This window comes from Pseudomonas sp. LBUM1643, from assembly GCF_059716215.1.
In genome coordinates this window covers 4,251,360-4,266,121 of record NZ_CP166813.1, presented here as the reverse complement: position 1 = coordinate 4,266,121, position 14,762 = coordinate 4,251,360, and the positions used below count along the sequence as shown (strand labels likewise).

Sequence of the window (14,762 nt, the reverse complement as noted above, 5' to 3'; positions counted from 1 at the left end):
AATCTCGTCAAACACACCTTGTGGGCGGTACAGACACGAAGCGGTTCGCGGGGTAGATGCGAACATCGCCTCGAAGGCCCTTGCCAGGGCCCCTGATTAGCGGGAGCGAGGCCATCATGCCTTTGCTTTTTTAGATCGTCAAACGTTTTGTAGTGCTTTTTTTAAAGCACTACATCTTTGGTCTAATAAGACTAATCAGTCAGTTTTCGGTGGTTTAGTCCAAAGTCTCGACTTTCACTCGCAGTGTCATGTCATCCCGGCCTTGAGTCGAGTAGCTGCGGGTGAGGCCCTGTTTGTCGGCCTGGCTTTGGCGGTTCACGCCGGCGAGGGTAATCCATTCGCCAAGGCGGCCCGTGACGGTTGTGTCGGTGCTTTGAACATTCACTACATCGGGCCGTTCCTGGCTCATGCGGTCGCGGTTGGTGCTGATGTCCAGGTGCACGATATCGCCGGTGATGCTGGCGGTAACATAGAAACCCTGGGTGACGTTGCGGTACTCGGTCTGGCTGCGCAGATCGCCATAGGAATCGGACTGGGTGCTGGTCAGCGGTACGCTCTGGCCGACCTGGATCAGTGCCGGTGCGCCTTCGCTGGCCTGGATCTGCTGGATGCCACCGTCACGACTGTCGGTGCTGCGATTGATGATTCGCGTCTGGCCGGCATTGTTGCCATTGACCGAGTAACCCTGGTCGCCCTGAAAGTTGTTTTCGCTGGTGTCGACGGTGATCAGCAGGCGCTTGGGCTGGGTGTCGAGTTGAGCGATAAGTGCTTTAAGTTCGTCGATCTTGCGCTGATCGGCATTGACGATGAGTTGGTTGCCGTAGGCGCTGACCTGGCCATCCTTACCGATAAAATCCTGTGCCATCGGCAGCATGTCAGCGCTGGTGTGATAGTTCAACGGCACGACCTCGGTGGCGGCGATGACTGAAAAGCTGCAAGTCATCAGCAATGTGGCGAGCAGGGTGCGTAGGGACATGTCCGTTATCTCCGACTTTGTGGTGTGTCTGTAGGAGCGAGCTTGCTCGCGATGGACGTGAGAGCGCCGCGCAGTGTCAGGCTTGCAGCATTCTCGTTGACGACCATCGCGAGCAAGCTCGCTCCTACAAGTGATCTGAGTTTGCCAGTTTGTCGGCCCGCAGTGGCGCTAGTTGAATCGCAGACAGCAAAACGCCCCGGCATCCGGAGATGGCGGGGCGTTTTGGGGCTTTTGTGGCGAGGGGGTTTACTCCCGCTGGGCTGCGTAGCAGCCCTAAAATACTGGGGCCGCTTCGCGACCCAGCGGGAGTAAACTCCCTCGCCACAGTGCCACAGTGCCACAGTGCCACAGTGCCACAGTGCCACAGTGCCACAGTGCCACAGTGCCACAGTGCCACAGTGCCACAGTGCCATATGGGCTTAGGCGGAGTGACGCACCATGTCCACATGCGGAATCCCTGCTTCCAGGAACTCCTCGCTGACCAGGCTGAAACCCAGGCGCTCGTAGAACGCCGTGGCCTGCACCTGTGCGCTGAGCATCTGCTGCTTCAGGCCGCGCTTTTCAGCTTCACCGATCACTGCTTGCATCAGCGCATCGCCGACTTTCAATCCACGCCAGTCCTTGAGGACCGAAACCCGGCCGATGTGTCCATCGGGCAGCAGGCGGGCGGTGCCAATTGGAAAGTCGCCTTCGAAGGCCAGAAAATGCACTGCAGTCGCATCATCGGCGTCCCATTCCAGCTCAGGTGGAACGTTTTGCTCGGCAATGAACACCGTCTCACGAATGCGCCGGATCTCGGCGTTGTCCTTTTGCCAGTCTGCGACACGAACGTGGATTTTATTCATCAGCAAACCCCAGGCTTCCTTGCTTGATCAGTTCGCACAACAGGCCGCGACCGTCTTCATCGCTCAGCCACTCGCCGAGGTTTTCGGCGTGCAGCGCATCGGCGGCGCAAATCATCTTCAGCAGCTCGCGCAGCTTGCCTGGCAGGTAACGGCTCTGACCGCTGGCGAACAGCAGCAAGTCGTCATCTACTTCGGACCAGGCCAGGCGCGCGCTCGGATTGCGGATCAGGATCGCGCCTTCTTCAAGACTGGCGAGCAGGTCGTCTTCTTCGATTTCTTCCGGACCCACCACCAGTTCCGGGTAGCGCGGCTCGGTCATGAACTGGCCGAACCATGTCAGCAGCAGACGCTCGTCGCTCATGTGCTCGGCCAGCAAGCTTTTCAGGCGATCAAGGGCATCGTGCTGGATCTGGTGCGGATCGACCGCTGGCAAGGCGTCGGCGTCGGTGTAACGCTCTTCGTCCGTCAGGAACTGACTGAGGAAGTCGGTGAAGTGGGTCAGCACTTCAGCAGCGCTTGGCGCGCGGAAACCGACGGAGTAGGTCAGGCAGTCATCGACGGCGACGCCGCAGTGAGCCAGGCGCGGTGGCAGGTAGAGCATGTCGCCGGGTTCCAGAATCCACTCATCGGTGGCTTCGAAGTCGGCGAGGATGCGCAGGTCCGCGTGTGGCAGCAGCGGGCTCTCGGAATCGCACATCTGGCCGATTTTCCAGTTGCGCTTACCGTGACCTTGCAACAGGAACACATCGTAGTTATCGAAGTGCGGGCCAACACTGCCACCTGGGGCGGCGAAGCTGATCATCACGTCGTCGATGCGCCAGCTCGGCAGGAAGCGGAACTGTTCCAGCAGTTCGCTGACTTCCGGCACGAATTGGTCAACGGCTTGAACCAGCAAGGTCCACTCGGTTTCCGGCAACTTGCTGAATTCGTCTTCGGCGAACGGGCCGCGACGCATTTCCCAAGGACGCTCGCCGTTCTCGATGATCAGGCGCGATTCAACTTCTTCTTCCAGCGCCAGGCCGGCCAGTTCGTCGGCGTCGATCGGGCTTTCGAAATCAGGGATCGCCTGACGGATCAGCAGCGGTTTTTTCTGCCAGTAGTCACGCAGGAATTCACGCGCCGTGATGCCGCCCAGAAGTTGAAGAGGAATGTCAGGATTCATGTGTAACCTATTGAAAAAAAGCACTTTTCAGACGGGAATAAAAACGCCCGGCGCTGCCGGGCGTCTCAAACGGGTACAACGGTCGATCAGATGCGTTTGGCTTGGTCTACAGCGTTGCCGATGTAGTTCGCCGGGGTGAGCAGTTTCAGCTCGGCCTTGGCGGCAGCAGGCATGTCCAGGCCGTCGATGAAAGTTTGCAGTGCTTCAGGGCTGATGCCCTTGCCACGGGTCAATTCTTTCAGCTTTTCGTACGGGTTTTCGATGTTGTAGCGACGCATCACGGTCTGGATCGGCTCGGCCAGCACTTCCCAGCAAGCGTCCAGGTCGGCAGCAATCTTCTGTGCGTTGAGCTCGAGTTTGCTGATGCCTTTGAGGCTTGCTTCGTAGGCGATCACGCTGTGGGCGAAGCCGACACCGAGGTTACGCAGAACGGTGGAGTCGGTCAGGTCGCGCTGCCAGCGGGAAATCGGCAGTTTGCTCGCCAGGTGCTGGAACAGTGCGTTGGCGATACCCAGGTTGCCTTCGGAGTTTTCGAAGTCGATCGGGTTGACCTTGTGCGGCATGGTCGACGAACCGATTTCGCCAGCGATGGTGCGCTGTTTGAAATAACCCAGGGAGATGTAGCCCCAGATGTCGCGATCGAAGTCGATCAGGATAGTGTTGAAGCGAGCGATCGCGTCGAACAGCTCGGCAATGTAGTCGTGCGGCTCGATCTGCGTGGTGTATGGGTTGAAGCCCAGGCCCAGCTCGTCTTCGATGAAAGCGCGGGCGTTCTCTTCCCAGTCGATTTCAGGGTAGGCCGACAGGTGGGCGTTGTAGTTGCCCACGGCGCCGTTGATCTTGCCCAGCAGCGGAACGGCAGCGACCTGGGCGATTTGACGCTCCAGACGATAAACCACGTTCGCCAGCTCTTTGCCCAGCGTGGTCGGCGAGGCAGGTTGACCGTGGGTGCGCGACAGCATCGGTACGTCAGCGAAGCGGATGGCCAGTTCGCGGATCGCTTCGGCGGTCTGGCGCATCAGTGGCAGCATTACATCATCGCGGCCTTCGCGCAGCATCAGGGCGTGGGACAGGTTGTTGATGTCCTCGCTGGTGCAGGCAAAGTGGATGAATTCGCTGACAGCGGCGAGCTCAGGCAGCTTGGCGGCTTGCTCTTTGAGCAAGTATTCGATGGCCTTGACGTCGTGGTTGGTGGTGCGTTCGATCTCTTTGACGCGTTCGGCGTGCTCGAGCGCGAAGTTTTCTGCCAGGGTGTTCAACACAGCGTTGGCTTCGGCAGAAAACGCCGGCACTTCGCTGATGGCAGGGTGGGCGGCCAGGCGCTGGAGCCAGCGCACTTCCACCAGAACGCGAGCACGGATCAGGCCGTATTCGCTGAAAATTGGGCGCAGGGCCTGGGTTTTGCCGGCGTAGCGGCCGTCAACAGGGGAAACCGCAGTGAGCGAAGAAAGCTGCATGGGGTGTTCTCGGACAGTCGGGCAACGAAATGGGGCGCGTATCATACATGAAAAAATCCGCCGGTCCGTTGCCAACTGACCGGCGTATTACGCGTTACAGACCAAAAGCTATGTTGCGGGCGCGGTTCAGCTGCTGCGCATCAGCGGGTAAAGCTCTTTAAGCAATTTGCGACGGCTGATTACCAGTTGCCAGCGATGGCCGCCCAATTGTCGCCACAGCCGTGCCGAACGAATGCCGGCCAGCAACAGGGCGCGGATCTTCGAGGCGTTGCTCGGTTGCTGCAGGTTGCGCATGTCGCCATGCACCTGGATCCGCTGGCGCAGGGTGCTCAGCGTGTCCTGATACAGCGCGCCACAGGCGGCGATGACATTTTCGTGCGCCGGACCAAAGTGCTCGACCTGGGACTGGATCTGCGGCAAGCGCTTGCCGATCGCGTCCAGCATGTCTTCACGCTTGGCCAGCTGGCGTTCGAGACCGAGCATCGCCAGGGCGTAACGCAGTGGCTCACGTTGCAAAGTGCTCGGATCGCGTTCCAGTGCGCCGATCAATGCGCGGTAGCCCTCACGCAGATTGAGGTCGTCACCGCCGTACACTTCCAGCGTGTCCTTGGGGTCGCGAATTAACAGGCTACCGAGCATGCACGTCAGGCCTGCTTCGCTGGTTTGCCCCGTCTTGGCGATCTTGTCGACCAGTACGGCGGCGAGAAACACACCACCCAGCGCCGTCAGTTGCTCCTGGGTCGGGTTCATTGGGCCTGGCCCTTGCTCGTCCACGGCTCGGCCACTTCGATCACGCCGCCGCCGAGGCAGATTTCACCGTCGTAGAACACCACGGACTGGCCTGGGGTAACGGCGCGTTGCGGGTCATCGAAGGTCGCGCGGTAACCGGTGGCGGTCTTTTCCAGGGTGCAGGGCTGGTCGCTCTGGCGATAACGGACCTTGGCGGTCAGTTTGCGCGGCCCGGACAGGTCGATCGGGTTGACCCAATAAATGTCCGAGGCGAGCAGGGCGCGGGAGAACAGGTACGGATGGTCATTGCCCTGGCCAACGATCAGCTCGTTGTTTTCCAGGTCCTTGATCAGCACGTACCACGGCTCGTCACCGGCGTCTTTCAAGCCGCCGATGCCCAGGCCCTGACGCTGGCCGATGGTGTGGTACATCAGGCCATGGTGACGGCCGATGACTTCACCTTCGGTGGTCTTGATCTCACCCGGCTGGGCGGGCAGGTATTGCTTGAGGAAATCGCTGAAGCGGCGTTCGCCGATAAAGCAGATCCCGGTGGAGTCCTTTTTCTTCGCGGTGGCCAGATCGTGTTTCTCGGCAATCGCGCGCACTTCGGGTTTTTCCAGCTCGCCGACCGGGAACAGGGTCTTGGCGATCTGTTCACCGCCCACGGCGTGCAGGAAATAGCTCTGGTCCTTGTTAGGGTCCAGGCCCTTGAGCAGCTCGGTGCGACCGTCAACGTCACGTCGGCGCACATAGTGGCCGGTGGCGATCAGGTCGGCGCCCAGCATCATGGCGTAGTCGAGGAACGCCTTGAACTTGATTTCGCGGTTGCAGAGGATGTCCGGGTTCGGGGTGCGACCGGCCTTGTATTCGGCCAGGAAGTGCTCGAACACGTTGTCCCAGTACTCGGCGGCGAAGTTGGCGGTATGCAGCTTGATGCCAATCTTGTCGCACACGGCCTGGGCGTCCGCCAGGTCGTCCATGGCGGTGCAGTATTCCGTTCCATCGTCTTCTTCCCAGTTCTTCATGAACAGGCCTTCCACCTCATAACCCTGCTCGATCAACAGAAGGGCGGAAACGGAAGAGTCCACGCCGCCGGACATGCCGACAATGACGCGCTTCTTTTGTGTATCAGAAGGGGCTGGATCACGCATAGGGATTCAATGAGTGTCTTGAAAAAGGACGCGATTCTAGCAGGCTCAAGGCCACAAGGCTAAAGAGAAGGGCGGATCAATTCGAGGCCGAAGTGCTGGCCGTCCAGATAATCATCGATGCAACGGATGATCAGCTCACTGCGCCAGTTTTCGCGCTGCGCCAGTAATTCGTCCCGCGTCAGCCACTTGGCGCCGACGATGCCGTCGTCCAGTTGATAATCGGGGTGGTGTTTCAGCGGTTTTGCAGTGAAGCAAACCCGTTGGTAGGTCACGCCGTTGCTTGGTGCGGTATACAGGTAAATTCCGACCACCCCGGTGGCTTCGACGTCCCAGCCGGTTTCTTCCAGCGTTTCGCGGACGGCGGCTTCGATCAGGGTTTCGTTCGGGTCGAGGTGGCCGGCGGGCTGGTTGAGCACGTTGCGCCCGTGCTTGTGCTCTTCGACCATCAGGAAGCGGCCGTTGTCTTCGACGATGGTGGCGACGGTGATGTGGGGTTTCCAGTCCATAAAGCCTCCTCAGATTCCAATGTTGAAACACGATCAAATGTAGGAGTGAGCCTGCTCGCGATAGCGCAGTGTCAGGCACCACAGTTGTTGAATGGTATACCGCTATCGCGAGCGGGCTCACTCCTACAATTGAATTGTGTGGATCCCGAAAACAGAAACCCCGGCACTGGGCCGGGGCTTTTTTGCTTCCTTACAACCTTACACCAGTGCAGCGATCGCGGTGTTGAAGGTGTTGCTTGGACGCATGGCCTTGCTGATCAGGTCGGCATTGGCGTGGTAGTAACCGCCGATGTCCACTGGCTTGCCTTGAACGGCGTTGAGTTCGGCAACGATAGTTGCTTCGTTCTCGGTCAAGGTTTTGGCCAGCTCGCCAAACTGCGCTTGCAGTGCAGCGTCTTCAGTCTGGGCCGCCAGGGCTTGTGCCCAGTACAGCGCCAGGTAGAAGTGGCTGCCGCGGTTGTCGATGTTGCCGACTTTGCGCGATGGCGACTTGTTGTTGTCCAGGAACTGGCCAGTGGCCTGATCCAGGGTCTTGGCCAGAACCAGCGCCTTGGGGTTGTTGTACGTCACACCCAAATGCTCAAGGGAAGCGGCCAGGGCCAGGAACTCGCCCAGGGAATCCCAGCGCAGGAAGTTCTCTTCCAGCAGCTGTTGAACGTGCTTCGGAGCCGAACCGCCAGCGCCGGTTTCGAACAGGCCGCCACCGTTCATCAGCGGCACGATCGACAGCATCTTGGCGCTGGTGCCCAGTTCCATGATCGGGAACAGGTCAGTCAGGTAGTCACGCAGTACGTTGCCGGTCACCGAGATGGTGTCCTTACCTTCGCGGGTGCGCTGCAGGGTGAACTTCATCGCGTCGACTGGCGCCATGATCTGGATGTCCAGGCCGTTGGTGTCGTGATCCTTCAGGTAAGCCTGAACTTTCTCGATCACGACGCCATCGTGGGCGCGCATCGGGTCGAGCCAGAAAATGGCCGGAGTGGCGCTGGCGCGAGCACGGTTGACGGCCAGTTTGACCCAGTCCTGGATCGGCGCGTCTTTGGTCTGGCACATGCGGAAGGTGTCGCCGGCTTCGACCGACTGCTCCAGCAAGGTACGACCAGCGCTGTCGGAAACCCGAACCACGCCGTTGGATTTGATCTGGAACGTCTTGTCGTGCGAGCCGTACTCTTCGGCTTTCTTCGCCATCAGACCGACGTTAGGCACGCTGCCCATGGTGGTCGGATCAAAGGCGCCGTTAGCCTTGCAGTCTTCGATCACCGCCTGGTAGATCGTGGCGTAGCAGCGATCCGGGATCACGGCCTTGGTGTCGTGCAGCTGACCGTCGGTGCCCCACATCTTGCCGGAGTCACGGATCATCGCTGGCATCGAGGCGTCGACAATGACGTCGCTCGGCACGTGCAGGTTGGTGATGCCTTTGTCGGAGTTGACCATGGCCAACGACGGACGAACGGCGTAGACCGCCTGGATGTCCGCTTCGATCTGCGCTTGCTGCTCAGCCGGCAGGGCTTTGATGCGAGCGTACAGGTCGCCGATGCCGTTGTTCAGGTTGAAGCCGATCTGTGCCAGCACGTCGGCGTGCTTGGTCAGTGCGTCTTTATAGAACTCGGCAACGATCTGGCCGAACATGATCGGGTCGGAGACCTTCATCATGGTGGCTTTCAGGTGAACCGACAGCAGCACGCCTTTGGCTTTGGCGTCTTCGATCTCGGCAGCAATGAAGCTGCGCAGAGCGTTTTTGCTCATGACCGCGCAATCGAGGATCTCACCGGCTTGCACGGTGGTTTTTTCTTTCAGGACGGTGGTGGTGCCGTCTTGAGCGATCAATTCGATTTTGACGGCGTCAGCGGCGTCGATCAGGGCAGCTTTTTCGCTGCCGTAGAAATCACCGGTGCTCATGTGCGCGACGTGGGACTTGGAGTCTGCAGCCCAGGCGCCCATTTTGTGCGGGTGCTTGCGAGCGTAGTTCTTGACCGAAAGCGGTGCACGACGATCGGAGTTGCCTTCGCGCAGTACCGGGTTTACGGCGCTGCCCTTGATCTTGTCGTAGCGCGACTTGGCGAGCTTGTCGGCGTCGGTGGTCACGGTTTCCGGGTAGTCCGGCAGTGCGAAGCCCTGGGCTTGCAGCTCTTTGATCGCCGCTTGCAGTTGCGGAACCGAAGCACTGATGTTCGGCAACTTGATGATGTTGGCTTCAGGCGTAACGGCCAGGTCGCCCAGTTCGGCGAGGTGGTCGGCTACGGCTTTGTCACCCAATTGCTCGGGGAAGCTGGCCAGGATGCGCCCTGCAAGAGAGATATCGCGGGTTTCAACGGCGATATCAGCCGAGGCAGTGAAAGCCTCTACGATAGGCAACAGTGAATAGGTGGCGAGGGCTGGAGCTTCGTCGGTGAAGGTATAGATGATCTTCGAGCGGGTGGGCATATTCGGATTAACTCTCTCTTCTTTGCTAAAGCGTGCGCAGAAACTCGAGGGGCGCCGGGTAAGCGCGTTCGTTCAAAGTCATCCATGAGCCGAATGTCGAGGTTTGTGCGCGGTGATGTTGGGTGCATCAGTCGAGCGGCAAGCGGGTGGACTGCGGTAACAGTCCTGCTTTTCAGGCCCAGAATCTCGGCTACTTGTTCAGTGGCAGGAGAGGGTCGGCCGTCGTGACTCTGTGGTCAGCGGGCGGCATTATACATAGGTAGCTGGCAATCTGCCGATGGTTCATACGTAACGAACATCGTCCATTGGTCTAAAGGTCGCAGGGGAGTGTGGGGCGTAGAGTCTTGCACCGTGCTTGAGTTTGGCGCTTTTCCCTTTGCTTTCAGGCTTGTACGTTGCGAACTGCGCAGCTTTGCGGCAGATGGTTGGAACATAGGGTTTGCGCGCCGATTTAACTGGGGTACGCTCGAACGAAGCCAGATGTTCAATCCAAACAATGGAGTTCAGCATGGGATACAAGAAGATTCAGGTTCCAGCAGTCGGCGACAAAATCACCGTCAACGCGGACCATTCTCTCAATGTTCCTAACAACCCGATCATCCCCTTCATCGAAGGCGATGGTATCGGCGTTGATATCAGCCCGGTCATGATCAAGGTTGTCGATGCTGCTGTTAAGAAGGCTTACGGCGGCGATCGCAAAATTTCCTGGATGGAAGTCTACGCCGGGGAGAAAGCGACTCAGGTTTACGATCAGGACACCTGGCTACCTCAGGAAACCCTGGACGCGGTGAAGGATTACGTGGTTTCCATCAAGGGCCCTCTGACCACGCCGGTCGGTGGCGGCATCCGTTCGTTGAACGTGGCCCTGCGTCAGCAACTCGATCTTTATGTGTGTCTGCGTCCGGTACGCTGGTTTGAAGGCGTCCCTAGCCCGGTCAAGAAACCAGGCGACGTCGACATGACGATCTTCCGCGAGAACTCGGAAGACATCTACGCCGGTATCGAGTGGAAAGCCGGTTCGCCGGAAGCGACCAAGGTCATCAAATTCCTCAAAGAAGAAATGGGTGTTACCAAGATCCGTTTCGACGAGAACTGCGGTATCGGCATCAAGCCGGTGTCCCTGCAGGGTACCAAGCGTCTGGCGCGCAAAGCGTTGCAGTATGTGGTCGACAACGATCGCGACTCGCTGACCATCGTGCACAAAGGCAACATCATGAAGTTCACCGAAGGTGCCTTCAAGGAGTGGGCCTACGAAGTGGCGGCTGAAGAGTTCGGCGCGACGCTGCTCGACGGCGGACCGTGGATGCAGTTCAAGAACCCGAAAACCGGCAAGAACGTCATCGTCAAGGACGCCATCGCCGACGCCATGCTTCAGCAGATCCTGCTGCGCCCGGCAGAATACGACGTGATCGCAACTCTTAACCTGAACGGCGACTACCTGTCTGACGCCCTGGCGGCTGAAGTGGGCGGTATCGGTATCGCGCCAGGTGCGAACCTGTCCGACACCATCGCGATGTTCGAAGCGACCCACGGTACTGCGCCGAAATACGCCGGCAAGGACCAGGTCAACCCGGGTTCGCTGATCCTGTCCGCAGAGATGATGCTGCGCCATATGGGCTGGACCGAAGCGGCCGATCTGATCATCAAGGGCACCAACGGCGCGATCTCCGCCAAAACCGTGACCTATGACTTCGAGCGTTTGATGGAAGGCGCCAAGCTCCTGTCGTCCTCAGCGTTCGGTGATGCGCTGATTTCGCATATGTAACATTTGCGCGAAACGAAAAACCGCCCGGCTTGAGTGATTGAGCCGGGCGGTTTTTTTTCTTCCAGTTCGGGATCGTCTGGAGGGAAGATATGAAATTAAGCTGTAACGGTTTGTTGCTCAGCAGGTGAGGCAACTTCCTCGACAGCCTGACGCGCGCCGATGTTCACGGCATGCAGCCCTTTGGGTCCCTGGATGATCTCGAAGACGACAGCCTGACCGGCCTTCAGGGTTCTATAGCCGTCCATCTGGATGGCCGAGTAATGAGCAAAAAGGTCTTCGCTTTTGCCATCTTCATTGATGAAACCGTAGCCCTTGGCGTTGTTGAACCATTTCACCTTGCCGCTGACCTTCACACCTGACATACCCAACTCCCTCTGCAACAGACTCCATCACTGGAGTATCATCCAGTTCATCCGCAGTCGAATCTCATAAATAAGATTGACTCCGCGGACCTTTTTTACCCACTGTGGGCTCTATTGGTTGTAACACCGTTTTGCCGATAGTCAAGGTGACCAGGCAGTCGGAGTTGAAATCGTCCATGACCGCCCCCACCACTGTATTCGCACAACTGACGAACCTTTCTTTCCATGCATGCAATCAGCCAGATTCGACTAACATTCAATCAGGATCGCCCGGTTCTCCATCAAGACCCGGGGACACACGACGACGATTCTGCAGGCATTGCTGTTCAGGAGGCTAAGCCTGCTTTACAGGCACCACCGATGTACAAGGTGGTTTTGTTCAACGATGACTACACACCGATGGATTTCGTCGTCGAAGTGCTCGAGGTGTTTTTTAACCTGAATCGGGAGCTGGCGACCAAGGTCATGCTGGCCGTCCATACAGAAGGACGGGCAGTATGTGGAGTGTTTACCCGCGACATCGCCGAGACCAAGGCCATGCAGGTCAACCAGTACGCCAGGGAAAGCCAGCATCCGCTACTCTGTGAAATCGAGAAGGACGGTTAATCGCCGACCACTTGGGTATGAGGTGAAGCTATGTTAAACCGCGAGCTCGAAGTCACCCTCAATCTTGCCTTCAAGGAAGCCCGTTCGAAGCGTCATGAGTTCATGACCGTCGAACACCTCCTGCTGGCCCTATTGGACAATGAGGCTGCCGCCACCGTTTTGCGTGCCTGCGGCGCAAACCTCGACAAACTCAAGCATGATCTGCAGGAGTTCATCGACTCCACCACGCCGTTGATCCCTGTTCATGACGAGGATCGCGAGACCCAGCCTACATTGGGCTTCCAGCGTGTTCTGCAGCGTGCTGTCTTTCACGTACAGAGCTCGGGCAAACGCGAAGTGACCGGCGCCAATGTGCTGGTTGCGATCTTCAGTGAGCAAGAGAGTCAGGCAGTGTTCCTGCTGAAACAGCAGAGCGTTGCGCGCATCGATGTCGTCAATTACATCGCTCACGGCATCTCCAAGGTGCCCGGGCATGGCGATCACTCTGAAGGTGAGCAGGATATGCAGGATGACGAGGGCGGTGAGTCTTCATCTTCAGGCAATCCTCTGGATGCTTACGCCAGCAACCTCAACGAACTCGCGCGCCAGGGTCGAATCGATCCATTGGTAGGCCGTGAGCTGGAAGTCGAGCGTGTCGCGCAGATTCTGGCGCGTCGTCGCAAAAACAATCCGTTGCTGGTGGGCGAGGCGGGCGTGGGTAAAACCGCGATTGCCGAAGGCCTGGCCAAACGCATTGTCGACAACCAGGTGCCTGACCTGTTGGCCAACAGCGTGGTGTATTCCCTTGACCTGGGCGCCTTGCTGGCCGGTACCAAATACCGTGGTGACTTCGAGAAGCGTTTCAAGGCGCTGCTCAATGAGCTGAAAAAACGTCCGCAGGCCATCCTGTTCATCGACGAGATTCACACCATCATTGGTGCGGGTGCCGCGTCCGGTGGCGTCATGGATGCCTCAAACCTGCTCAAGCCATTGCTTTCTTCGGGCGATATCCGGTGCATCGGTTCGACCACTTTTCAGGAATTTCGCGGGATCTTCGAGAAGGACCGTGCCTTGGCTCGGCGCTTCCAGAAGGTTGACGTGTCGGAGCCTTCGGTGGAAGACACCATCGGTATCCTGCGCGGCCTGAAAGGTCGTTTCGAAGCGCACCACAACATCGAATACAGCGATGAGGCCTTGCGTGCCGCTGCGGAACTGGCGTCGCGCTACATCAACGACCGGCACATGCCGGACAAGGCCATCGACGTAATCGACGAAGCGGGTGCCTATCAGCGTCTGCAGCCGATCGAGAAGCGTGTGAAGCGCATCGAAGTGCCTCATGTCGAGGATATTGTCGCGAAAATAGCGCGGATTCCGCCTAAGCACGTCAACACTTCTGACAGGGAGCTGCTGCGTAATCTTGAGCGTGACTTGAAGCTCACGGTGTTCGGTCAGGATGCTGCCATCGACTCGCTGTCGACGGCGATCAAACTGTCCCGCGCCGGCCTCAAGTCGCCTGACAAGCCTGTCGGTTCGTTCCTGTTCGCAGGGCCGACCGGTGTCGGTAAAACCGAGGCGGCGCGTCAGCTGGCGAAGGCGTTGGGCATCGAACTGGTTCGCTTCGACATGTCCGAGTACATGGAGCGCCACACCGTATCGCGTCTGATCGGTGCGCCTCCTGGCTATGTCGGGTTCGATCAGGGCGGCCTGCTGACCGAAGCCATCACCAAGCAGCCTCACTGCGTGCTGTTGCTCGATGAGATCGAGAAGGCGCATCCGGAAGTCTTCAACCTGCTGTTGCAGGTCATGGACCACGGTACGCTGACCGATAACAACGGGCGCAAAGCGGACTTCCGTAACGTGATCGTTATTATGACGACCAACGCCGGTGCCGAAACTGCAGCACGTGCTTCGATCGGTTTCACCCATCAGGACCACTCGTCCGATGCGATGGAAGTGATCAAGAAGAGCTTCACGCCAGAGTTCCGCAACCGTCTGGACACCATTATCCAGTTTGGTCGCCTCAGCCATGAGGTCATCAAAAGCGTGGTGGACAAGTTCCTTACCGAGCTTCAGGCGCAGCTGGAAGACAAGCGTGTGCAGCTGGAAGTGACGGACGCGGCGCGCAGCTGGCTGGCAGCCGGTGGCTACGATTCGGCGATGGGTGCCCGGCCAATGGCGCGTTTGATTCAAGACAAGATCAAGCGTCCGCTGGCGGAAGAGATTCTCTTTGGCGAACTGGCCGACCATGGCGGTGTGGTTCACATCGACCTCAAGGACGGCGAGCTGACCTTCGAGTTCGAAACCACGGCAGAAATGGCCTGACGTTAACCGCGACAAAGCAAAAGGCGCCGAAAGGCGCCTTTTTGCTGTGTGCCGGATTTCAAGCCATCACCACAACCCACTGTGGGAGCGGGCTTGCCCGCGATGGCGGCGGCACATTCAACATCAATGCAAGCTGACCCACCGCAATCGCGGGCAAGCCCGCTCCCACAGGGGGCTGTGCAAGGTTTGAAGTGTGGTAGGCAAATCGCAGACAAACAAAAACGCCCGGCATAAACCGGGCGTCTTGTATTGACTTGATTAGCGAGCGCGGTAAGTAATGCGCCCTTTGCTCAAGTCATAGGGCGTCAGCTCGACGCGCACTTTGTCACCGGTAAGAATACGAATGTAGTTCTTGCGCATCTTGCCGGAGATATGCGCGGTTACGACGTGCCCATTTTCCAACTCCACACGAAACATGGTGTTGGGCAGGGTGTCGACGACAGTGCCTTCCATTTCGAAGCTGTCTTCTTTCGACATG

At 58.3% G+C, this 14,762-nt stretch carries 13 protein-coding genes; 3 read left to right on the top strand and 10 right to left on the bottom strand.

The window, feature by feature from the left end; all coding sequences use genetic code 11:
* Positions 1 to 214 precede the first annotated feature (214 nt).
* The 8 genes from ACA063_RS19195 to ACA063_RS19160 form a co-directional block, all read right to left on the bottom strand.
* Positions 215 to 976, bottom strand: coding sequence for a secretin N-terminal domain-containing protein (locus ACA063_RS19195; protein ID WP_497662958.1), 762 nt, complete (start codon positions 974 to 976; stop codon positions 215 to 217).
* Positions 977 to 1,395: 419 nt separating this feature from the next.
* The gene (locus ACA063_RS19190) at positions 1,396 to 1,821 is read right to left on the bottom strand and encodes a GNAT family N-acetyltransferase (RefSeq protein ID WP_497662957.1); all 426 of its coding nucleotides are present in this window, start codon (positions 1,819 to 1,821) and stop codon (positions 1,396 to 1,398) included.
* On the bottom strand, positions 1,814 to 2,983 hold the full coding sequence (locus tag ACA063_RS19185; protein ID WP_497662956.1) for a ribosomal protein uL16 3-hydroxylase: 1,170 nt from the start codon (positions 2,981 to 2,983) through the stop codon (positions 1,814 to 1,816). Before ACA063_RS19185 ends, ACA063_RS19190 begins: the two co-directional genes overlap by 8 nt.
* Before the next feature lie 86 nt (positions 2,984 to 3,069).
* Positions 3,070 to 4,440: an adenylosuccinate lyase gene (gene purB / locus ACA063_RS19180; protein WP_162438555.1), complete on the bottom strand. Its 1,371-nt coding sequence runs from the start codon at positions 4,438 to 4,440 to the stop codon at positions 3,070 to 3,072.
* A 126-nt stretch (positions 4,441 to 4,566) separates the two neighbouring features.
* The gene (hflD, locus tag ACA063_RS19175) at positions 4,567 to 5,190 is read right to left on the bottom strand and encodes a high frequency lysogenization protein HflD (RefSeq protein WP_497662955.1); all 624 of its coding nucleotides are present in this window, start codon (positions 5,188 to 5,190) and stop codon (positions 4,567 to 4,569) included.
* Positions 5,187 to 6,320 (bottom strand): tRNA 2-thiouridine(34) synthase MnmA, encoded by a 1,134-nt coding sequence (gene mnmA / locus ACA063_RS19170; RefSeq protein WP_497662954.1) that lies wholly within the window; start codon positions 6,318 to 6,320, stop codon positions 5,187 to 5,189. Before mnmA ends, hflD begins: the two co-directional genes overlap by 4 nt.
* 59 nt (positions 6,321 to 6,379) lie before the next feature.
* Positions 6,380 to 6,826 carry an NUDIX hydrolase gene (locus ACA063_RS19165; RefSeq protein WP_497662953.1) on the bottom strand — a complete coding sequence of 149 codons (447 nt, stop codon included), beginning with the start codon at positions 6,824 to 6,826 and terminating at the stop codon, positions 6,380 to 6,382.
* Between the two features lie 198 nt (positions 6,827 to 7,024).
* Positions 7,025 to 9,250: an NADP-dependent isocitrate dehydrogenase gene (locus tag ACA063_RS19160; protein ID WP_497662952.1), complete on the bottom strand. Its 2,226-nt coding sequence runs from the start codon at positions 9,248 to 9,250 to the stop codon at positions 7,025 to 7,027.
* 508 nt (positions 9,251 to 9,758) lie between these two features.
* On the opposite strand from ACA063_RS19160, the gene icd reads away from it, so the two are divergent.
* Entirely contained in the window at positions 9,759 to 11,015 is a 1,257-nt protein-coding gene (icd, locus tag ACA063_RS19155) for an NADP-dependent isocitrate dehydrogenase (RefSeq protein WP_162438550.1), read from the top strand.
* Between the two features lie 95 nt (positions 11,016 to 11,110).
* Here the strand turns inward: icd and cspD are convergent, their stop codons facing one another.
* Positions 11,111 to 11,377, bottom strand: a complete 267-nt coding sequence (gene cspD, locus ACA063_RS19150) for a cold shock domain-containing protein CspD (protein ID WP_497662951.1) — start codon at positions 11,375 to 11,377, stop codon at positions 11,111 to 11,113.
* A 225-nt stretch (positions 11,378 to 11,602) separates the two neighbouring features.
* Here cspD and clpS point away from each other — a divergent pair, with 225 nt between their 5' ends.
* Both clpS and clpA read left to right on the top strand, forming a co-directional pair.
* The gene (gene clpS, locus ACA063_RS19145; RefSeq protein ID WP_162438548.1) at positions 11,603 to 11,983 is read left to right on the top strand and encodes an ATP-dependent Clp protease adapter ClpS; all 381 of its coding nucleotides are present in this window, start codon (positions 11,603 to 11,605) and stop codon (positions 11,981 to 11,983) included.
* A gap of 30 nt (positions 11,984 to 12,013) precedes the next feature.
* Positions 12,014 to 14,284, top strand: a complete 2,271-nt coding sequence (gene clpA / locus ACA063_RS19140; protein ID WP_497662950.1) for an ATP-dependent Clp protease ATP-binding subunit ClpA — start codon at positions 12,014 to 12,016, stop codon at positions 14,282 to 14,284.
* Positions 14,285 to 14,542: 258 nt separating this feature from the next.
* Here the strand turns inward: clpA and infA are convergent, their stop codons facing one another.
* Positions 14,543 to 14,761, bottom strand: a complete 219-nt coding sequence (gene infA / locus ACA063_RS19135) for a translation initiation factor IF-1 (RefSeq protein WP_002553999.1) — start codon at positions 14,759 to 14,761, stop codon at positions 14,543 to 14,545.
* Position 14,762 lies beyond the last annotated feature (1 nt).

What these genes read in the sequence shown, in the direction of transcription:
- ACA063_RS19195 (WP_497662958.1), bottom strand. Translation starts at nt 976, where the DNA reads ATGTCCCTACGCACCCTGCTCGCCACATTGCTGATGACTTGCAGCTTT.
- ACA063_RS19190 (WP_497662957.1), bottom strand. Translation starts at nt 1,821, where the DNA reads ATGAATAAAATCCACGTTCGTGTCGCAGACTGGCAAAAGGACAACGCC.
- ACA063_RS19185 (WP_497662956.1), bottom strand. Translation starts at nt 2,983, where the DNA reads ATGAATCCTGACATTCCTCTTCAACTTCTGGGCGGCATCACGGCGCGT.
- purB (WP_162438555.1), bottom strand. Translation starts at nt 4,440, where the DNA reads ATGCAGCTTTCTTCGCTCACTGCGGTTTCCCCTGTTGACGGCCGCTAC.
- hflD (WP_497662955.1), bottom strand. Translation starts at nt 5,190, where the DNA reads ATGAACCCGACCCAGGAGCAACTGACGGCGCTGGGTGGTGTGTTTCTC.
- mnmA (WP_497662954.1), bottom strand. Translation starts at nt 6,320, where the DNA reads ATGCGTGATCCAGCCCCTTCTGATACACAAAAGAAGCGCGTCATTGTC.
- ACA063_RS19165 (WP_497662953.1), bottom strand. Translation starts at nt 6,826, where the DNA reads ATGGACTGGAAACCCCACATCACCGTCGCCACCATCGTCGAAGACAAC.
- ACA063_RS19160 (WP_497662952.1), bottom strand. Translation starts at nt 9,250, where the DNA reads ATGCCCACCCGCTCGAAGATCATCTATACCTTCACCGACGAAGCTCCA.
- icd (WP_162438550.1), top strand. Translation starts at nt 9,759, where the DNA reads ATGGGATACAAGAAGATTCAGGTTCCAGCAGTCGGCGACAAAATCACC.
- cspD (WP_497662951.1), bottom strand. Translation starts at nt 11,377, where the DNA reads ATGTCAGGTGTGAAGGTCAGCGGCAAGGTGAAATGGTTCAACAACGCC.
- clpS (WP_162438548.1), top strand. Translation starts at nt 11,603, where the DNA reads ATGCATGCAATCAGCCAGATTCGACTAACATTCAATCAGGATCGCCCG.
- clpA (WP_497662950.1), top strand. Translation starts at nt 12,014, where the DNA reads ATGTTAAACCGCGAGCTCGAAGTCACCCTCAATCTTGCCTTCAAGGAA.
- infA (WP_002553999.1), bottom strand. Translation starts at nt 14,761, where the DNA reads ATGTCGAAAGAAGACAGCTTCGAAATGGAAGGCACTGTCGTCGACACC.